18 protein-coding genes are annotated in these 18,565 nt (G+C 64.0%); 6 read left to right on the forward strand and 12 right to left on the reverse strand.

The window, feature by feature from the left end:
• Positions 1 to 144: 144 nt before the first annotated feature.
• Genes ACU5AY_RS12295 through ACU5AY_RS12305 form a run of 3 tightly spaced genes read right to left on the reverse strand, consistent with a single transcriptional unit; the run spans position 145 to position 3,799 of the window.
• On the reverse strand, positions 145 to 1,314 hold the full coding sequence (locus ACU5AY_RS12295; RefSeq protein WP_446826429.1) for an alanine racemase: 1,170 nt from the start codon (positions 1,312 to 1,314) through the stop codon (positions 145 to 147).
• A complete protein-coding gene (locus tag ACU5AY_RS12300) occupies positions 1,311 to 2,609 on the reverse strand; it encodes a D-arabinono-1,4-lactone oxidase (protein WP_446826430.1) in 1,299 nt (432 codons plus the stop codon). The genes ACU5AY_RS12295 and ACU5AY_RS12300 overlap by 4 nt, the downstream gene beginning before the upstream one ends.
• On the reverse strand, positions 2,606 to 3,799 hold the full coding sequence (locus tag ACU5AY_RS12305) for an MFS transporter (protein WP_446826431.1): 1,194 nt from the start codon (positions 3,797 to 3,799) through the stop codon (positions 2,606 to 2,608). The genes ACU5AY_RS12300 and ACU5AY_RS12305 overlap by 4 nt, the downstream gene beginning before the upstream one ends.
• 132 nt (positions 3,800 to 3,931) lie before the next feature.
• On the opposite strand from ACU5AY_RS12305, the gene ACU5AY_RS12310 reads away from it, so the two are divergent.
• Positions 3,932 to 4,570 carry a TetR family transcriptional regulator gene (locus ACU5AY_RS12310; protein WP_446826432.1) on the forward strand — a complete coding sequence of 213 codons (639 nt, stop codon included), beginning with the start codon at positions 3,932 to 3,934 and terminating at the stop codon, positions 4,568 to 4,570.
• On the opposite strand, the gene ACU5AY_RS12315 is transcribed toward ACU5AY_RS12310, so the two are convergent.
• From ACU5AY_RS12315 to ACU5AY_RS12355, 9 genes are all read right to left on the reverse strand, one after another.
• The gene (locus ACU5AY_RS12315; protein ID WP_446829009.1) at positions 4,567 to 4,905 is read right to left on the reverse strand and encodes a DUF2147 domain-containing protein; all 339 of its coding nucleotides are present in this window, start codon (positions 4,903 to 4,905) and stop codon (positions 4,567 to 4,569) included. The two genes, ACU5AY_RS12310 and ACU5AY_RS12315, sit on opposite strands and share 4 nt — an antisense overlap.
• A 92-nt stretch (positions 4,906 to 4,997) precedes the next feature.
• Positions 4,998 to 5,759: an SDR family NAD(P)-dependent oxidoreductase gene (locus tag ACU5AY_RS12320; protein ID WP_446826433.1), complete on the reverse strand. Its 762-nt coding sequence runs from the start codon at positions 5,757 to 5,759 to the stop codon at positions 4,998 to 5,000.
• Between the two features lie 23 nt (positions 5,760 to 5,782).
• Entirely contained in the window at positions 5,783 to 6,829 is a 1,047-nt protein-coding gene (locus ACU5AY_RS12325; RefSeq protein WP_446826434.1) for an NAD-dependent epimerase/dehydratase family protein, read from the reverse strand.
• A 148-nt stretch (positions 6,830 to 6,977) separates the two neighbouring features.
• Positions 6,978 to 7,625: a class II aldolase/adducin family protein gene (locus tag ACU5AY_RS12330; RefSeq protein WP_446826435.1), complete on the reverse strand. Its 648-nt coding sequence runs from the start codon at positions 7,623 to 7,625 to the stop codon at positions 6,978 to 6,980.
• Between the two features lie 8 nt (positions 7,626 to 7,633).
• Positions 7,634 to 9,088 carry an aspartate aminotransferase family protein gene (locus tag ACU5AY_RS12335; RefSeq protein WP_446826436.1) on the reverse strand — a complete coding sequence of 485 codons (1,455 nt, stop codon included), beginning with the start codon at positions 9,086 to 9,088 and terminating at the stop codon, positions 7,634 to 7,636.
• A gap of 2 nt (positions 9,089 to 9,090) precedes the next feature.
• Positions 9,091 to 9,762 carry a class II aldolase/adducin family protein gene (locus ACU5AY_RS12340; RefSeq protein WP_446826437.1) on the reverse strand — a complete coding sequence of 224 codons (672 nt, stop codon included), beginning with the start codon at positions 9,760 to 9,762 and terminating at the stop codon, positions 9,091 to 9,093.
• On the reverse strand, positions 9,743 to 11,362 hold the full coding sequence (locus ACU5AY_RS12345) for a xylulokinase (protein ID WP_446829010.1): 1,620 nt from the start codon (positions 11,360 to 11,362) through the stop codon (positions 9,743 to 9,745). Before ACU5AY_RS12345 ends, ACU5AY_RS12340 begins: the two co-directional genes overlap by 20 nt.
• Before the next feature lie 86 nt (positions 11,363 to 11,448).
• A complete protein-coding gene (locus tag ACU5AY_RS12350) occupies positions 11,449 to 12,504 on the reverse strand; it encodes an AraC family transcriptional regulator (RefSeq protein ID WP_446825006.1) in 1,056 nt (351 codons plus the stop codon).
• 120 nt (positions 12,505 to 12,624) lie between these two features.
• The gene (locus tag ACU5AY_RS12355; protein ID WP_446826438.1) at positions 12,625 to 12,864 is read right to left on the reverse strand and encodes a hypothetical protein; all 240 of its coding nucleotides are present in this window, start codon (positions 12,862 to 12,864) and stop codon (positions 12,625 to 12,627) included.
• Positions 12,865 to 12,953: 89 nt separating this feature from the next.
• On the opposite strand from ACU5AY_RS12355, the gene ACU5AY_RS12360 reads away from it, so the two are divergent.
• From ACU5AY_RS12360 to ACU5AY_RS12380, 5 genes are all read left to right on the forward strand, one after another.
• The gene (locus ACU5AY_RS12360) at positions 12,954 to 14,366 is read left to right on the forward strand and encodes a coniferyl aldehyde dehydrogenase (protein WP_446826439.1); all 1,413 of its coding nucleotides are present in this window, start codon (positions 12,954 to 12,956) and stop codon (positions 14,364 to 14,366) included.
• Positions 14,367 to 14,522: 156 nt separating this feature from the next.
• On the forward strand, positions 14,523 to 15,704 hold the full coding sequence (locus ACU5AY_RS12365; RefSeq protein WP_446826440.1) for an OmpP1/FadL family transporter: 1,182 nt from the start codon (positions 14,523 to 14,525) through the stop codon (positions 15,702 to 15,704).
• Positions 15,705 to 16,275: 571 nt separating this feature from the next.
• Positions 16,276 to 16,680: a hypothetical protein gene (locus ACU5AY_RS12370; RefSeq protein ID WP_446826441.1), complete on the forward strand. Its 405-nt coding sequence runs from the start codon at positions 16,276 to 16,278 to the stop codon at positions 16,678 to 16,680.
• A 127-nt stretch (positions 16,681 to 16,807) separates the two neighbouring features.
• On the forward strand, positions 16,808 to 17,518 hold the full coding sequence (locus ACU5AY_RS12375; RefSeq protein WP_446826442.1) for a GntR family transcriptional regulator: 711 nt from the start codon (positions 16,808 to 16,810) through the stop codon (positions 17,516 to 17,518).
• A 103-nt stretch (positions 17,519 to 17,621) separates the two neighbouring features.
• Positions 17,622 to 18,455 (forward strand): transporter substrate-binding domain-containing protein, encoded by an 834-nt coding sequence (locus ACU5AY_RS12380; protein WP_446826443.1) that lies wholly within the window; start codon positions 17,622 to 17,624, stop codon positions 18,453 to 18,455.
• Positions 18,456 to 18,565: the final 110 nt, after the last annotated feature.

The following is an 18,565-nucleotide window of genomic DNA, read 5'->3' on the forward strand; positions in this document are numbered from 1 at the left end:
GGGAACGTAAATCGAGGCTCGCTTGCCGTGGCGTCCAGTGCCTATGTTGGTCACGACGATATGATCAGATTAAATTTCGGTCAATATGGATTTTTGCTTATTTTTAATACAACCATGACGCGGAGCCGCGCTCGTCCGGCGCACTCAGCCCGGCGGCAGGACCGGCCACATCGCCTCGATCCGTCCACCGGAAAAGACGGCCAGCGGACCGAACTGCTGCATGACCGCCTCGCTCTGCGTCGGGCGGAAGAAGGTGAACTCGTCGGGCGCGAGGGGGCAGTCGTCCGGCAGTGCCATGAGCTGCTGATTGGAGGAAAGCCCCCAGATACCGCTTTCCTTCATGCCGGCCGGATGAACCGGCTTCGCCATCCATTTGCCGCCATAGAGAAAGCAGCCCTTTCTCGGGAACAGCCGAAGAGCCTGCAGCAGGCGAGTGATCGCGAGCGGCCCCGGCAACCGGGTGTCCAGAACCTTCAGCACCGGCGTGGCGATGAACAGCGCGGGCTTGAGGGCGGCAAGCGAGGGAAGGTCGAAATCCGTTGGCTTGACGAAGGCCGAGCCGACGGAGATCTCGTTGGCAGCACCCGCGTCCCCGAGCGCCAGCACGGTCTTGCTGCCGCCGGTGTTGAGGATGCCGCGGCAGTCCGGCGGCAGGGCGGCAGCGAAGGCGGCAATGCGGGCGGTGACCTTTTGCGCCTCGCCGGCTGGCCCGCCGAACAGACCCGGAATTTCCGGAACATGCGCCTCATATGCCATCAGGCCTTCGAGCTTGAGACCGCCCTGCCCTGTCACCCTTTGCGCCGCGATACGGACCGCGTCGGGTGTCTCGAACCCGCCCCGGTGCATGCCGGTATTGACTTCGAGCGCGATGCGGAAGGTCATTCCTCGCTCGGCCGCCAGCCGCGCAAAGGCATCGAGCCGCTCGACAGTATCGACGAGGAATACGGTGCGGGCGACCAGCCTTTCGGCCTCGTCCGCGCCGGCCTGCGACAGCAGCGACGCCAGCGCACCGGCCGGCAGCGGTTTGCCGTAGAGAATGTCCGCGTCCGGAAAAGCTTCCAGCACAGCCAGGGTCACCGGCAGATGGAAGCTCATGATCCGCGTCGTGCCGGTCCTGGCCATCAGATGGGACAGCAGCGGGATCGACGGCAGCGACTTGTCGACCAGCCGAAGCGGCAGGCCCCGGGGCTTGCCGCGCAGCAGCACGTCGATATTCCCGTCCAGCCGGTCGCGGTCGAGAACCAGCGTCGGGCGGAAAATGCCCGCCTCGCGGAGGGCGGTGCCAAGGCGCTCGAAATACGCGGCGTCCGTCATCGTCCGACGCCGAGAAGGCGGGCGATGTAGGGCGAGACGAAGCGGTTGTCCGGATCGATGTCGCGGCGAACCTCCATCGCATCCTTGAAGCGCGGATAGATCGCGGCGAGGTCGGCGGCTGTCAGGTTGTGCATCTTCCCCCAATGCGGCCGGCCGCCATACTTGCGGAAGACGGTCTCCGCCGCGCGGAAGAACGCCGTCGGGCTCTCGCCGACATCGTGATGCACGGCAATCGAGCAGGTCTTGCGGCGATAGAACGGGCTCAGCCAGAACTCGTCGGCCTGAACGGTCCTGACCTCGATCGGGAAATAGACCTCCGGGAACTGCCTTTCCGTCAGGCGGATGATCTCGGCGAGCGCCCTTGCCCCTTCCTCGAAGGGGAGATGATACTCCATCTCGTTGAACTTGGTCTTCCGGTCGGTCACGTAGACCTTCATCCATTCGCCGGAAAATTCCTCGTCGGAGAGCTTCGCCATGGCCGAGCCGATCAGCTTGCGCCTCAGCCACGGCACACGCTTGAGGAAGGTGCGCAGCAGCTTCAGCGTCGCCAGACCGTCCTCATCTTCCTCCGAGACCTGGAATTCGCCGGGCTTGTCGGTGAGGTTCAGCATCTGGTGCAGGGCATGGCTGGCGAAGGGGATGATGAAAAGCTCCGCCGAGCGGTGGGACGACATCAGGCTTTCGAAATCCCGCAGCATGTCGCCGACTGGAATGACCGTGCGGCGGCGGCGCAGGCGGTAGGCCGGCACGTTCTGCAGCGTGACTGCCGTCAGCGCACCGAAGACGCCGAGCGTCACGCCGGTCGCGTGGATCATCTCCTGGTCACGGTCGGCGGTGTATTCGCGCAACGCCCCGCGGCCGTCGGCAAAGCGCATCGAGCGCAGCAGCGTGTGATAGGCACCAAGCGACAGACCGGAACCATGGGTGGCGGTGCCGAGCGCGCCGGCGATCGCCTGCTTGTCGATATCGCCCATGTTGGGAAGCGCCTGGCCGATGCCGGCCAGGAGGCCGGTCAGCTGCGACAGTTTCGTGCCGGCGCCGACCGTTGCCGTCGACTGCGCGGCGTCGTGCGCCAGCAGGCCGGAAAAGGCCGACATGTCGAGGATCGTTCCCTCGCTGGCAACCAGCGGCGTGAAGGAATGGCCGGAGCCGATGATCCTGAGCGGACCCGGAGCCGCTTGAATGGATGCGCTAAGATCGTCTTCGTTCCGCGGCGCTTCGACCGATTGCGGGCGGGCCGTCACGGCGCCGGACCAGTTGTTCCAGATGCGTGCTGCCGGGGTCTGCGCCATCATCGCGCCTTCCAGGTCTGCGCGGTTGCGGGACGGTAGCCCATGACGGAGAGGACGACTGCGGCGACCGACAGGAGCGCGCAGACCGCGGCAAACCAGGCGACCGGTGTCGAAGCGCCGGCATCGGCGAAGACAGAAGCGCCCGCCGGCCCGAGCGCCGCCCCCGTCAGCTGCGCCGCCGGGACGAGAAGCGCGGTCTGTCGCGTCTCATCCGCATCGATGGTCAGGCGGATCTGGAAGGGAACGACGAACAGCCAGATGAGGCCGGTCAGCATTGTCACCAGCCAGAAGATGCCGACCGACGGCTTCTCCGCGATGACCATGGCGACGGCGAAGCCGATGAGGCTGGCGGCGACCAGCACGGGCCGGAACCGCAAGCGGTTCTCGATGAAGGTCGCGCACAGCGCGCCGACGATCTGCGCGCCGAGGCTTGCCGACACCATCAGGCCGACGACGGACGCCGGAATGCCGGCATCGGCGCCCAGCGGCTCGAGAAAGGCCCAGATCGAGCCGAGGAACATGTAGAAGAACAGGATGCTGGCGAGCGCCAGCAGCGGCCGGGCACGAAACACCCCGCTGGCGCCCCCACTTTCCGACTTCGGCAGTTCGCCATAGGCGCCCGGCAGGAACAGGGCCGCGGCGATCGACGCGAGCGAGACGACGGCCAGCGTTTCGAAGCCGCCGAAGGAGCCGAGGCGCGGTACGATGACAAGCGCCAGCGGGATCGCCAGAAGCGCCTGCACGATCGTCTGCAGCGAGACGAAATAGCCGCCGAAGCGTCCGGCATTCCTGGAGCGGGCGATCAGCTCCACCGCGAAGGCGACGAGCGCGCCCTGGGCGAGGCCGGCAAGCCCGCGCCAGAGGATGATCATCGCCGGCGTCATGGCAGCGGCGGTCAGATGGTCGAAGAGTGCTGCGAGCGCGAGGATGACCGCCGCCTTCACGCGAAGCGCGCGGCCGCCGATCAGGAAGGCCGTCATGATCGAGCCGAGGCCGATCGCCAGCATTTCCACGGTCGCGGCAAGCGCCAGCTGATCGAAGCTGACGCGCTGCTCCTCGAGGAGCGCGCCGAGCAGGATCGGCTGCAGACCGAGGATGAGCAGGCCGCAGGTGCCGACCCAAAGTGCCGCAAATTGCGCGGGACGGCCGGGATTGCCCACCAGCCAGTCCCTGTTACCGGTTTCTATCACCATTGCTTTACGTTCCCCTGTTACCGGCTGCCGGGTTGTTTTCTTTTAGGCATTCCGGTTAAAGCTGACACAGTGTCAGTTTTTAAGCTGATATCGACAAACCGAGTTTGTCAACTCGGAAAAATGGAGGCCGAAGTGGCGAAGGGGCAGAAGACGTTGCGGCGACAGCCACGGCAGGAACGCAGCCGCGAGCGCGTCGAGGACGTGCTCAAAGGCGCCATGGCGCTGATCGGCGAAAAGGGCATCGCTGCGACCACCATGCGCGACATCGCGGCGGCAAGCGGCATGCCGCTCGCCACGGTCTACCATTACTTCCCCAACAAGACGGCCGTCATCGCCCTCCTCTACCAGCATTATTCCGAAGCGACCCGCAACCGGATCATGGTTGCGCTTGAGACCGTCGAGAGCGTCGCCGACATTCCGATCGCCGCCGAGGCAATCATCGATTTCTATTACGCCCGCGTTCGCAGCGATCCGGCGATCCAGGACCTCCTCAACGCTATTCAGGCCGACAAGGCACTGAAAAACGCCGACATCGAGGAGACCCGCAGCCAGTCCGTCCTGTTCAGCGACGCGACCGACCGGCTGATCGCCGACCATCACCGGCAGGACTACCGCCGCTCCGTCTACCTCCTGTTCCAGCTGGCCGGAGCGACCGTGCGCCTGGCGCTCAGCGAAGGTGATGCCGGCGGGGCGCAGGTCATCGCCGACTATTACCGCCTGATCCGCGGCCAGATACGGCAGTTTGACCTCGCAGAAACCGACGCGACCTAGAGCCTGTTCCAGGTCACAGACTTGCAGAAGATCTTCAGCGCGCAGCCCTTGAGCTTCAGCGTATCACCGCTGACGGTCGCAAAGCCGCTATAGGTCTTGTCGTCCTCCGGATCGGTGATCTGTCCCGAATAGTCGGTGCCGGCACCCGACAGCTTGCCGATCTGCTTTCCGGCGAACTTGCCGTTGGTCATCTTCAGGCAGAAGCCGCCGCCGCAGGGCTTGATGGCGATGACCTCGGTCGGTCCATCCTTCCAGTTGCCCTCGATCGGCTCGGCAGCGGCCGCACCGGTCGCCAGGACGGCGACGAGGCCGATCGCCGCAATCGACAGTTTCATGATCATGTTTTCGTTCCCCTTTTTTTGCCTGTCGCTCCGCTTCGGCCGGCAGGCGGCCTTTCCGGGAGCAGAGCGTCCCGGATCTTCATCTGCTAGGGCATGGATTTCGCCAACAGCCAGTTGACCAGCGGCTTCGGCAGGATGCGGGCGATCCGGATCAGCCAGCGCATGACGAAGGGAAAGAGATAGTCCGGCTTTTCCTTGCGCAGGGCGTAGAGGATATGGCCCACGGCTTTTTCCTCGCTGATTTCGAGCGGCGCCGGCATGCCATCGCCCTTGGTGCTCTCGGTGGCGACGAAGCCCGGGTAGACGGTGACGAAGCGGATGCCGTGCGGCGCGAACTCGATGCGGCAGGTATCGATGAGCAGCCGGGCTGCGCCCTTGGCGGCGGAATACGGCCCCTGCAGCGGTATGCCGAGAAACCCGGCCAGCGAATTGGTATGCGCGACCAGTCCTGCCTTCTGCTTCTTCATCTGCGCCAGTGCGGGAAACAGGTAGTTGACGACGACATCGTAGTTCAGGCGCATGCAGGTATTGACCTCACCCGCACTCATGCGCGTCATGTCGAGGGCGGGCGCGCCGCCGGCATTCAGGTAGATCATGTCCAGGCGGCCGAAGCGCTCGACGACGACGCGCACGACCTCGGCGGCCGCCGCCTCATCCGTGGCATCGGCGGCAAGCGCCACGCAGACCCCACCGGCCGCACTGATTTCGCCGGCGAGCGCGTCGAGGAGCGGCTGACGCCTGGCGGTGACGACGACCTTGGCGCCCTCGCCGGCGAGACGCCTGGCCAGCACCCGGCCCATGCCGGTCGATGCGCCGACGATCAGCACGATCTTGTCCTTGAAACTCATGCGGTGCCCTCTCCGGCTTCGTTTCAGCGGCCCGAGCGCTGCTCTGCCCAGCTCCGGTAGTGATCCCGCATCGTCTCGGCGAAGGGCCGGTAGACGATGCCAAGTTCGGATCGGCTGCGGCGGTTGTCGAGCGCGAAGCGGACGCCGAGATGATTGGTCATGTATTGCTGGGTCAGGCCGAAGAGCGGACCGATCGCCCTGACGACGATATTGGGGATCTGCCAGGAGGGCAGCAGCCAGGCGCGGGGATGAAACTTGCGGGCGACGGCGGCGATCTCGATGAAGGTGCGGGTGTGATCCTCGGAGACGATGTAGCGGCCTTTGGCATCGGGATTGTCGGCAGCACGGATATGGGCAAGCGCCACATCCCGCACGTCCACGCAGGCGAGGCTGAGATCTGGCATGCCGTAGAAGAAGTAGCCCTTGAACATCTCGTCCAGGAGGAAGAGCGAGCCGGATTCGGATGCCGGCGTGAGGGACGGTCCGAGGATCATGCCGGGATTGATGGTGACGAGGCTCCAGCGGTCCTGCGCGGCGTTCAGCGCCCAGGCCTCCTTCTCGGCGATCACCTTGGAATAGTGATAGGGATTGTTGCTCACATTCGACGAGGTGTTGAAATACTCCTCCGCCACCGTCCGGTTCTTCATGGCGTAAACGTCGATATAGTCACCGAAGATCGCGCCGATGGTCGACGTCATGACGACACGCCGGACGCTTTGCGTCCTCTCGACGCTCGCCAGCACGTTGCGCGTGCCATTGAGGGCCGGCTCGACCATTTCCGTCTGGCCATCCTTGATCTTTTCCGGGAGCTTGAAGGGCGATGCGACATGGAAGACGACGCCGCAGCCGGCCATCGGCGCGTCGAAGGAAAAGGGCTTGAGGAGATCGGCCTCGAAAAGCGTCAGCTTGCCCGGAAACTCGGCCTGCATATCCAGCAGAGGGCGAGCCTTCGCCGTGTTGGCGAGACTGCGGACGGTGGTGTGCACCGTTCGCCCGCTCTCCAGCAGCTGGCGGATGATGTGGCTTGCGACAAAGCCGCTGCCACCCGTGACGAGAACCGCTTCACCCACCGAAAACTCCTTCATCTGGTTGTCACAAGCATCAAAGCGCGGCACGCGCACGGTGGGAATATCCCCTTCCGTCTCTGGCCTCATGCGTCCGTCAAATGGCCGCAAATGACCCGGAAACCGGCGCCGGTGCGCTCAACACCGCCAGCCGTCAGTACCCGGCCCGGGGAACCGCGCGTTCGCCGCGCAGGTGATGCACCCTCGCCTCCTTCTCGTCCTGGCGCAGCTTTCCATTGGCGATGAAGCGGACGATCCACGGAATGCGCCGGATGCGCTCGCCGGTGGAGATGGCAAGGAGGTAGGCCTTGGCGCATTTCTCCAGGAGTTCGGTGTTCATCACCACGCGATCCAGTGTCATGCCGAAGCACAGCACCTGACGGTCGAGCATGAAGGCATTGGCGCCGCCGGACAGCATCACGGCCAGCGCCTTGCCCTCCGGCAGGCCGGAGATCCGCCTGACCTCGAGGCCGAGATGACGGATCTGCTCGTCGAAGACGGCAGGCAGGCCGCGATCGCGGGTGGCGAGCGCGCTGGCCCAGGACGGTTGCCCGGCCAGCACCGCTCCGACATCCGGGCGTGCCGCGAAGATGCGGTGATGCTGCATGTCCGGCGCTGCCGAGAGGCTCGACCAGACGACGTCTTCGGGGACGTCCTGCCTGGACCGCAGCGTGACGGCGGCCACGGACTGGCGCTCGGGGATGCGCTGCGCCAGCGTATCGCCGGGCATCATCAGCCCCTTGCCGGCGAGCTTGGCGGCCGCGTGGCAGAGCTTGTGTTCAATGTCGGCGTGGCTTTCCATGAACCACCTCACGCCAGCTTGAAGACGGTTTCGAACCGATCGAGCGCATCGTCGATCACCTCGTCCGTATCGGCCATCGAGGTGTAGATGCGGCTGCCGGCAAGCGTCAGCAGGCCGTGCGCCATGTAGGCGGCGCCCATCTCCTCCATCACGTGCTTGCGCTTGTTGGCCTCCTTCATCAGCTTGATCGGATTGCGCATGCTCATCAGCAGCACGGCCGAAGTCTGCAGGTGGACGATGGAGCCGAGATTGTAGACCACGTAAGGCAGGCCGAGCCGGTCGATGATCCCCTTCAGCCCCTTGGCCAGCCGGTCGCCGGCGCGGCCGGCCAGAACCGGCGCATTGGTGCGGGCCATCTCCTCGATGGCATAGTAGCCGGCGACGCAGGACAGCGGATTGGCGGTCAGCGTGCCACCGACGAAGGCGCGCTTGGCGGTCGTGCCGATGCCGCCGACGAGCGACATCATCACGTCCTTGCGCCCGCCGATGCCGCCGGCCATCGGGAAGCCGCCGGTGATCGCCTTGCCGAAGACGGTGATGTCCGGCTTGACGTTGAAATAGCCCTGAGCGCCGCCCATGCCGACGCGGAAGCCGGTGACGACCTCATCGAAGATCAGCAGCGCGCCGAACTCGTCGCAGAGCTTGCGGACCTCGCGGTTGTACTCCGGCGTGACCGGACGCGTGCCGCTTTCCGGGCCGAGCGGCTCGACGATGACGGCGGCGGTGCCGCCACGGATGCGGTTCAGCATCAGCTTGCGCCGCAGCGTGCCGAGTTCGTTGGGGAAGACCTCCTGCGTGTAGGCGGTCGCGCCCTTCGGGATGCCGATCGCCTCGCGGCGGCCGGTGCCGGGCACGCGCATTCCGTAGACCATCTGGTCGGACCAGCCGTGATAATCGCCACCGACCTTGATGACCCACTTGCGGCCGGTATGGGCGCGGGCGAGACGGATCGCGCCCATGCAGGCTTCGGTGCCGGAACCGAGCATGCGGAACATCTCGACGTTCGGCATATAGCGGTTGATGATCTCGGCGAGCTTGACCTCGTATTCATGCAGCAGGCCGGTGACGGGGCCGCATTCGTCGATGATCCTGTGCGCCTTTTCGCGCACGGCCTGGTCGTTGGAGCCGAGAATGGTCGGGCCGCCGGCCTGCAGGAAGTCGGTGTAGCGATTGCCGTCGACGTCCCACATATAGGGACCGTCGACGCGGGCGGCGGCGATCGGGAACGGATAGTTGAAGGCGAGATTGTGCTGGACGCCGCCGGGGATGACGCGGCTTGCGCGCTCCGCAAGCGCCTTGGAGCCCTTGCACTTCTCTTCGAAGTAGCTCAGCACCTTCGGCATGTTCTCCGGCCGGATGCCGCGTGGCGGCAGCTTCAGGAGCGCATTCAGCCGGCCCATGAGCTCGGCATTGTCCGGCCAGGCGCTGATCGAATAGTCCGACTGCTGGATCTTGGCGTTCATGTTCATTTCTCTCCTGCCTCCTTGATGGCTGTATTCAGGCTGCTCTCGATGAGGCGCCTCACGTCATTGTCGATGCCCGGTCCGAGCTTCACGCGCTGTTTCAGGAAATGAGCGGCGGCGGCCTCGATCCGGCCGATCATGTCAACGCCGTCCGCCAGCGTCACGCCGGAGCAGATGACGCCGTGGCTTGCCATCAGATAGGCGTAGATTTCGGGCCGCAGCGCCTTGGCGGAAACCTTGGCCAGCATCTTCGTGCCCGACGGACGATAGGGGATAAGCTCGATCATGGTGCCGAAGCGCTGTAGGTCCGTGCCCGGCGGCCAGGGCAAGCGGCAGCGCAGAAGAGCGACGGCGCTGGCGATCGGCTGGTGGGTGTGGACGCTGGCAAGGCGTGCCGGATGCTGCCTGAGCATCGCCGCGTGAATGCCGCGCTCGACGGAGGGCGGCTTGGTGCCCTCGAGTTGTTCCAGCGTGTCGAGGCGCAGGATGGCGATATCCTCGGCCTTCATGGTGTAATAGTCGGTCGCCGACGGCGTGATCGCGAAGCGCTTGTCGTCGAGACGGACGGCGATGTTGCCGCCGGTCGCCGCGAAATAGCCCTTGTCGGTCATGTACCGGCAGACATCGACGATCTGCTGCCGCTGGGGCATGAAGCTAGACGTGGTGTTGAGCATGGGATCCGTTCAGCCGCTTGTAGAGAGGGGAAAGGCGCTTGTAGAGCTCGTTGAAGAGCCCGAACCGCTCGTCGTAGAGCGAGCGTAGCGCCCGGTTTGGTTCGAACACATTCGGCACATCGACCCAGCGGGCCGCCGACTTGAAATCCGTCAGGCCGAGGCCGACGGCGCCGATCATGGCCGCGCCAAGCGCATTGGCCTTCAGCGGATCGCGCGGCCGGCGGATGGCAACGTTCATGACGTCGGCAAAGATCTGGCACCAGGCATTCGACAGCGCGCCGCCGCCGATGATGGTGAGGTGCTCCGGCCGGCGGCGCAGGAAGCGGCTGACCGGCTTCATCATCCAGCGTGTGTTGAGCGCGGTGCCTTCGAAGACGGCCCGCACCAGCGTTTCGCGGTCGTGCTCCATGCTCAAGTTGAACAGGCCGGCACGTAGCGACAGGTCGTCGACCGGGCAGCGCTCGCCGAACAGCCAGGGCAGATACATGAGCCCCTTGCTGCCGGCAGCGGTGCGCGCCGCGATCTCGTCGAGGACGGCGTAGACGTCCGGCGACGGCTCGGTGTCGATCAGTCCGTCATCGTGGAAGATGATCCTGTCCTTGAGGAAGGCGATGTTGTTGGCGCCGCTCGATTGCAGCGCGACCATCAGATATTTCGACGGCAGGCCGCAGGGGACGGAGGCGATCTGGTCCATGACGCTCGTCTTCTTGAACGGCACATGGGCGGCGATCCATGACGACGAGCCGACATAGAGGTGGGCCTCGTAGTCCGCGACCGTGCCGGCGCCGATCGCCGCCGCCGAATTGTCGATCGCGCCCGCCACCACCTTCGTCGTCGACGGCAGGCCGAGCTCGTCGGCGACGCCCGGCAGCAGCGTGCCGATGACGTCGGTGCAGCGGATGAGATCAGGGAACTTGTCGCGGTCGATACCGATCATCCGGATCAGGCTGTCGACATAGCGCAGATTGTCGACGTCACGGTTGTCGGTCACCCAGGAGGTCAGGATCGAATCCTGCGTGGCGGTGAACCTTCCGGTCATGCGCAGGTTGAAATAGTCGAGGACATTCAGGAATTTGTAGGTCTTTTCGTAGATCTCCGGGTGCTCGTCGCGGACAAACAGCATGTGGCCGACGAGGTCCTTGCCGGAGAGTGCCGGGGCGCCGCCGCAAAAGCGCAGCCAGCGCTGCAGCTTGACGGCGTCGTAGCCGGCCACCTTGAGCGAGCCGCGCATCAGGCGCTTCAGCGACGCCGCGCCGCGCATGTCCATCCAGATGATGCCGTTGGTCAGGGCCCGGCCCTCGCGGTCGACGGCAACCATGCCCTCGCCCTGCGTCGACGACGAGACCGCGATAATGCGGGACGGCGCGATGCCGGAAGTCGCGATCGCCTCGCGGCTCGCTTCGACGAAGGCCTTCCACCAGTCGTCCGGACGCTGCTCGGCGCCGTTCTGGCCGAGCACAAGCAAGGATACCGGACGGAACGCCCAGCCGGCGACCCGGCCGGTCAGAGAGATCAGGGCAACCTTGCATCCGCTCGTCCCGAGATCGATGGCGAGGATGAAGTGTTCCTGATCGGTTTGATTGTGCGACGGGCCGCTAATCCTCGTAACTCCCCTGTTTGTTCGTTCAGAGGAGAGTAAGCCCGGACCCCGCAACCTTGTAATGGCGGATGGGTCCGAATTGGGGTCTATTTCGGCCAGTTCTCCTGGATCTCGCCCCTCAGCACACCGGGCGTCTTGCCCGTCCAGCGCCTGAAAGCACGGCGGAAGTTGTGCGGGTCGGTGAAGCCTATGGCAAAGGCGATCTGCTCGACGGACAATTGCGGATTGGCAAGGAGTTCGAGGGCACGGTTCTTGCGCAACTCGTCGAGCAGGGTCTGGAAGGAGACGCCGCAATCGGTCAGGCGCCGGCGCAGCGTCCGTTCGCTCATGCAGAGCTCGCGCGCCACCTCGCCGACATGCGGCTGTTCGCTGAGCCTCTGGCGCAATGCGCGCTCGACGGATTCGATGATCTCGGCGCTCTCGCGGTTGCGGGTGCGGCTGTATTCCAGAAAGCTCAGAACCTGGCGATGGCTGAGCAGATCCGCCGTCTTCAGGGGCTGATCGTACCAGGACTTGTCGTAGATGAAGCGGTTGGCCATCTGGTTGAAGAGAACGTCGCAGCCGAAGGCCGCCCGGTAGGCGGCCGCATAGGGCGGCGCCGGATAGGAAAGCTCCACGCGCTTCGGCCGGAAGCCGTCGCCCACCAGGTCGCGGGCGATCTGCATGAAGTTGGCGAAGGCCTCCTCGACCAGGAACATGTGGATCTCGGGATCCGGAAAGCGGCTGCCGGCGGTGACGGAGACGGCGTCGCCCTCCGAGCCGACATAGAACTCCAGCATGCTGCCGGTGTCCTTCTGAAGCTGGAGGCCGAGATCGATCGCCTCGCCGACGGTGCGGCAGGTCACCATGGCGTAGCCGACGAGACCGATCGACATGATCGTCTGGCGCGCGCCCGTCTCGAGGCCGAGCGGCCGTCCAGACGCCATCTTAAGGGCACGGCGGATCATCTCCCGGCCCTGCCGGAAAGAGATGCGGCAGGCGGGATCATTGAGATCGTCGAGGCTGAGCCCGAGGCCGAGCGTCAGCCGCGCGGTGTTGATGCCGAGGTCATTGAGTGTCGCGGCGAGACACCGCAACAGAAAGACGGGAATATTGGCACTCAGATAGCGAGGATCGGCGGCTCCGATCTGTTTCGTGGTCATTCAAGGCTCCCTCACTCCCGCTTCGCCTCCCCGTCGCAACGGGTGTCTTCAGCCCGTGTGGCAGCGGGCCTCGGCAGAAACGGCGGCACGGCTCCCAGCATGCCGCCCGTTCGCCTGCGGTCAAGGTGCATACTTGGAGAGGCCACGGCGTTGGCCGAGTTTGACACATTTCTGGCCCCATTTCCCATTGTTGATCCAGCGCCGGGCCATATCGTTGGCCAGATTGCCGCAGTGGCAAGCCGCCGCCGGGTCTATCGGGCGACCCGCGACGATGACGAAAGGCAAAACGATGCATACCGGAATGGATTCTGGAGACGGAAAGCCTGCCTTTGACGGCAAAGGCGCAGCTGCGAGTGTCATGGGCACTTGCTTCGGACTTCGCGCGCTCCCATGCTCTTCCGATGACAGATCATCACCCTCCCCTTCCCCATCCAGCGCGAGGTAACCGGTTGCTGACGCCTGATGCCCATGACCTTCAGACGACCCTGACGCTGCAGCGCGCGGCTTTCGTGGCCGACCTCTATCCGTCGCTGTCCGTCCGGCGCGACCGCCTGGAGCGCATCGGCAAGATTGTTTCTGCATATCAGAACGACTTCTGCGAGGCGGTTTCGCAGGACTTCGGTCATCGCTCGGCCGACGAAACCAGCCTTCTTGAATTCGGGCCGCTGATGGCGGCGCTGCGCCACACCAGCGGGCATCTCGGCCGCTGGATGAAGCCGGAGCGGCGCGGCCGCTCGCTTGAATTCCTGATGATGAAGAACCGGGTTCACTACCAGCCGCTCGGCGTCGTCGGCATCATGGTGCCGTGGAACTATCCCATCCTGCTGGCGCTCGGTCCGCTGGTCGACGTCCTGGCGGCCGGCAACCGGGCGATGATCAAGCCGTCGGAACTCCTGCCGCGGACATCGGAGCTGCTGACGCGCACCGTGGCCGAATTCTTCTCCCCCGAGGAAGTGACGGTCGTCACCGGCGGCGTCGACGTCGCCGAGGATTTCTCGCGCCTGCCGTTCGATCATCTCGTCTTCACCGGTTCGACCGCGGTGGGGCGCAAGGTGATGGCTGCCGCGGCGGAGAACCTGACGCCGCTGACGCTGGAGCTCGGCGGCAAGTCGCCGGCCCTCGTTGCCCCCGGCTATCCGATCGAGACGGCCGCCCGCGACATCGCCTTTGGCAAGCTGATGAACGCCGGGCAGACCTGCATCGCGCCGGACTATGTGCTGGTGCCAAGGCCACAGCTCAAGGAAATGGCCGAGACGATCCTCAGGCAGGTAGCAAGTTTTTATCCGAGCGGCAGCGGTGCGGGCGACTACACCAGCATCGTCGGCGAGCGCGGCCATCAGCGGCTGCTGGCCGGCATCGAGGAGTGCCGGCAGGGCGGCGCCGAGGTTCTCAGCCACGACAGCGCGACGCCCGGACAGGGACACCGGATCGCCCCGACGATCATCATCGATCCGTCACCGGACTGCCGGCTGATGCAGGAGGAAATCTTCGGGCCGGTGCTGCCGATCATTCCCTATGACGATCTCGAAGCGGCGATCGGCTTCATCAACGACCGGCCGCGCCCGCTGGCGCTCTATGTCTTTTCGCAAAAGACCTCGGCGACCAAGGGAATACTGGAGCAGACGCATTCCGGCAATGTCACGGTCAATGGCACGCTTCTGCACATCGCCCAGAACGACCTGCCGTTCGGCGGCATCGGCCCGAGCGGTCTCGGCGCCTATCACGGACGGGACGGCTTTCGCCGGTTTTCGCATGCGCGCGGCATCGCCACCGTGCGCCTTTTCAATCCGGCACGCTTTGCCATGCCGCCCTATGGAAGGATCGCGAGATTGCTGAAGCGCTTCATGATGCGCGGCCTCTAGCCGGGCCGGACTGAGCCCGAAGGGGTAAACCAGACATTCACTTAATTCGACGAATTGCGGCAGGCGACGTGCTCGGCTTCCGCGATAGAGGACAGCCACGTCCTCGAACAAGGCACTCCACAGGAGGCCAATCCAATAAAAAGAGGGGTACGACCAATGATCACAAGACATGAGCGCTCGATCGGTCGAGCGGGACTGACGGTCGCGGGCTGCTGCCTGCTGCTGTCAGCGATGCCGGCTCTCGCCGGCGGATTTTCACGCGGGGAGGCAGACACCGACCTGCTCTACGAAGACGGCGACGTCAGCTTTTCCAGCAGCGCGGTCTATGTCTCGCCGAGTCGCAGCTACTCATCCCTGATGGGCAGTTCCGTCAACGAGGACGCCTATTCCAACGACTTCTGGATACCGTCGGTGGCGATGGCCGCGCATCTCGGTGCGAACGTTTCGTGCGAGTTGAGCTACACCCAGCCGTTCGGCGCGTCCGCCACCTATTCGCAGGCCGCGCAGAATGCCGAATATGCAACCGCGACCGCCAACAGCGACCCGTTTCCCAATCCGACGTCGCACATGGCGTTCTCGACCGACGAATTTGGCACGACCTGCGCCGTCAAGTTCGCGGCCGGCCCCGGCAATTTCCACGTGATCGGCGGCCTCTTCCTCGAAACATTCGACTACAAGGAAGACACCTGGTTCGGCTCGATCCACCTGAAGGACGACGGCCAGCTGGGGTATCGCCTCGGCCTCGCCTACGACATTCCGGAATATGCCGCGCGGGTGCAGGTCATGTACCGCTCAGCCGTCGATCACAACGGCGACGGCACGTTTACCCCGACCCAACTCGGCATCGACAACGGCATCACCGACACGCTGCCGGCAACCGGCGCCGGCACCCTGCCGCAATCGCTGAAGCTCTACGCCCAAACGGGCGTCGCGCCCGGCTGGCTCGTCTATGGCTCGGTCACCTGGACCGACTGGAGCGTGCTGCAGAACTTCCAGTATGACATCACCGGCCTCGGGGTGAGCAACAAGGTGTTCAACTACAAGGACGGCTATACGGTCCAGCTCGGCGTCGGTCATGAATTTTCCGACGCGCTGTCGGGCACGGTCAACGTGACCTGGGACCAGGGCGTGGGGACCGGAGCCGACATCACCACCGACACCTGGACGCTCGGTCTCGGCGGCGAATACAAGAGCAAGGTGGGCACCTTCGGTCTTGGTGTCGCCGTTTCCTACCTGGCTGCGGGATCGCAGAAGGTCAGCTCCGGCGCCACCTACGACGCCACGGCCGATGAGGACTGGGCTGTCGGCGTGGGCATGTCCTACAAGGTGAGCTTCTAGGTATCGCACCCGAACAAGTAGGGCGGCCCGAATGACGCAGCTTCGTCGGGCCGCTTTTGCGTAGACAGTCGATAGCAAGGCGAACGCTGCATACGGTATCCCCTCGCCTTTTTCCCACAGCAGAGAGCGCAAAAAAGCGGCATTATGTTGCAAGTGCCACAAAGTGAATATTACGCGATTTTCAGGTTCTCAAATCCCGTGAAGCAGCCCAAAATGCAGGTCTGAGTTGGGGAGAACATGCGTGAAGATAGCCGCCGTCCAAAATCCTGTGGCAGTTTCTCCATAAAGCCGGAAAGGACTGCATTGCCTATGCGCGGAACACTGTCGCAACTTTTAATTGTAGTGTATACGCTAAGTTAGTACCCCTCTTTTACAAAGACAGATGCATTCCCATCATTCCTCGTTCACCGTCTAAAGCCCTACCTTTGTTATGAACCCTATTCTGTATGTAGGAGTACTGAGTCATCTAAGCTGCGAAGTGCGCCCCATTTTTACAACGGTGGCCATCGTCGGGGGTGTCATCTTATTTATGGGGTTAATCTGGCTCGCTATCGCATTGAAGCACAGAGGCTTGCCAGAAGCACGCGAAGTCAGGCTGCTTTTGAAATGGAGCAGCGTTACGGCGGTAGGACTTGCACTTTTGTTTAGCGTGGTGCCCATGTTGGCGGCCTCCTTGACGGTTGTTTATCTTGCCGGTGATGAGGTTGTTGCAACTGGTTGCAAGCGTGGCATCGCCTATGAGGTACGTGAACCGCTCATTCAAATGGATTCGAAGCTGTTTAATGGTAAGGGCGGCCCAATGGCTCTCATTTATTCGAAAGACGGAAAAATCCGGTTTCGTGCGCGATTGGAGGGGAGCAGATTCCTTGCCAATCTCGCAACGGTCGCACCGGCCGCCTTGCGGGACTACGCTGATCAACTCCGCTCAAACGGCTCTCCGGTCCCAGAAGCGCTCCTGAAACTAGGCTCGCAGTAACGACGGTGAGTTTGGACGCCGTCCAAAAACCGACCCATGAATGAGAAAGCAAAATTACCGTTCACTCTTGACGGGCCCCTTCGCCGATGATTGATTGTTGACAATCGATCATCTGGGAAAGATCCGAATGGCTCCGGAAGTACAGGCCTTCAATCGCGTGAAAAAGGCGACGTTTCGCGATCACATCGCCGACGCGCTCAAGGGCGCCATCCTCAACGGCGATCTGGCTCCAGGATCGCAGGTCACCGAATCGAGTCTCGCCGACAAGTTCGGCGTCAGCCGCGGCCCGTTACGCGAGGCGATGCGACAGCTGATCGACGACGGTCTGCTGATTGCCGTTCCCTATACCGGGACGCATGTCGTCGGCCTGTCGCTCGAGGACATACGGGAAATCTACTCCATGCGCGTGACGCTGGAGATCTTCGCCTTCGAACTCGTCTGGGACCGCCGCGACACGGCCTTCCGCAACGGACTGCTCGCCCGGCAGGCGGAACTGACCCGCACCATCGACGCCCAGGATGACGCGGCCAGCATTCACGCCGAGCTACAGCTGCACGGCTATGTCTACGAGGCGGCCGGTCACAGTATTCTGCTCAAATCATGGGAAAGTCTGAAAGGCCGGCTACAGCTTTACTGGGCGGCCCACCACCGCGCGCATGGCATCCGCGGTCCGCGCCGCGACGGTCACGACAACTACGTCGCCACCGCGCTCGGCGACGATATCGAGGCGCTGCGCGCGGAAATCCGCGCCCACATGGCGCGCGGCGGCAGCCAGACCGAGGCCTTCGTCGCGCAACTGCAGGCGAATGCGCCGGCCAAAACCGGCAAGGCCATGTGATGGCGCAAGAACTCCAGACCGGTTGAGCGATCGCTGGTCTTCACCAACGCAAAGAGAAGCCCGAAGCGGCCAAATTCACGAAACCTGACAGAGGATTGAAGTCATGAATACGACACGCCGAAATTTCATGGTCATCAGCGGCCTTTCGCTTGCCGCACTCACCGTGCCGGCATTCGCAGAAGACCCGTCGACGCTCGACAAGATCAAGGCCAGCGGCAAGCTCCGCATCGGCGTCACCTCGGCAGAGCCGTGGTTCTTCAAGGACCCGATGACCGAGAAATGGACCGGCGTCGGCGTCGCCATGGGCCAGAAGCTCGCCGACAAGCTCGGCGTCGAACTGGTGCCGGTCGAAACCACCTGGGCGAACGCGGTCGCCGCCCTGCAGGCCGACCAGATCGACCTGATGTTCGTGCTCGACCCGACCGAGGAGCGCCGCAAGGCGGTCGACTTCCCGGAAGCGCCGCTGTTCTACTACGCGCTCGGCGCACTGGTGGCCGAGGATTCGGACGCCAAGGCCTGGACCGACCTCGACAAGGCCGGCACGCGCGTCGGCGTCGTGCTCGGTACCTCGGTCGACAAGAACGTCACTGCCATGATGAAGTCAGCCGAGATCAGCCGCTTCTCCAACAATGACGAAGCCGTCGCGGCGTTTGCGGCCAAGCGCGTCGACGTGGTCGTGCTGTTCCACCCTGCCCTCGTCGTCCAGTATGCCCGCCTCAAGCTCGGCAAGGTCATCCTGCCGCAGCCGGTCACGCCCGTCGCGACCAGCGCCGGCATGCGCAAGGAAGACAACCCCGCCTTCAAGAACTGGGTCAGCGAACAGTTCGCCGAACTCTACAAGGCCGGCGTCCCCGACGAACTCTTCAAGGCGTACATGTCCTCCAAGGGCATCGATCCCAGCGGCATACCGGGCCTCGTCAAGGAAGCCTGGAACTGATGCGCTGACGCGGTCCGGGGCAAGCTCCTCCCCTTGCCTTGGGCCGCATTTCTCCTCACGAGGCGCGCGGGGCCTGTCATCGCTCCGCCCGCCCGGCTCCGGAATTCCAG

It is taken from the genome of Rhizobium sp. PAMB 3174 (genome assembly GCF_052908375.1).

What these genes read in the sequence shown, in the direction of transcription:
- ACU5AY_RS12350 (WP_446825006.1), bottom strand. Translation starts at nt 12,504, where the DNA reads ATGACCACGAAACAGATCGGAGCCGCCGATCCTCGCTATCTGAGTGCC.
- ACU5AY_RS12315 (WP_446829009.1), bottom strand. Translation starts at nt 4,905, where the DNA reads ATGAAACTGTCGATTGCGGCGATCGGCCTCGTCGCCGTCCTGGCGACC.
- ACU5AY_RS12305 (WP_446826431.1), bottom strand. Translation starts at nt 3,799, where the DNA reads ATGGTGATAGAAACCGGTAACAGGGACTGGCTGGTGGGCAATCCCGGC.
- ACU5AY_RS12375 (WP_446826442.1), top strand. Translation starts at nt 16,808, where the DNA reads ATGGCTCCGGAAGTACAGGCCTTCAATCGCGTGAAAAAGGCGACGTTT.
- ACU5AY_RS12335 (WP_446826436.1), bottom strand. Translation starts at nt 9,088, where the DNA reads ATGAACGCCAAGATCCAGCAGTCGGACTATTCGATCAGCGCCTGGCCG.
- ACU5AY_RS12320 (WP_446826433.1), bottom strand. Translation starts at nt 5,759, where the DNA reads ATGAGTTTCAAGGACAAGATCGTGCTGATCGTCGGCGCATCGACCGGC.
- ACU5AY_RS12365 (WP_446826440.1), top strand. Translation starts at nt 14,523, where the DNA reads ATGATCACAAGACATGAGCGCTCGATCGGTCGAGCGGGACTGACGGTC.
- ACU5AY_RS12380 (WP_446826443.1), top strand. Translation starts at nt 17,622, where the DNA reads ATGAATACGACACGCCGAAATTTCATGGTCATCAGCGGCCTTTCGCTT.
- ACU5AY_RS12355 (WP_446826438.1), bottom strand. Translation starts at nt 12,864, where the DNA reads ATGACACTCGCAGCTGCGCCTTTGCCGTCAAAGGCAGGCTTTCCGTCT.
- ACU5AY_RS12300 (WP_446826430.1), bottom strand. Translation starts at nt 2,609, where the DNA reads ATGATGGCGCAGACCCCGGCAGCACGCATCTGGAACAACTGGTCCGGC.
- ACU5AY_RS12330 (WP_446826435.1), bottom strand. Translation starts at nt 7,625, where the DNA reads ATGGAAAGCCACGCCGACATTGAACACAAGCTCTGCCACGCGGCCGCC.
- ACU5AY_RS12295 (WP_446826429.1), bottom strand. Translation starts at nt 1,314, where the DNA reads ATGACGGACGCCGCGTATTTCGAGCGCCTTGGCACCGCCCTCCGCGAG.
- ACU5AY_RS12340 (WP_446826437.1), bottom strand. Translation starts at nt 9,762, where the DNA reads ATGCTCAACACCACGTCTAGCTTCATGCCCCAGCGGCAGCAGATCGTC.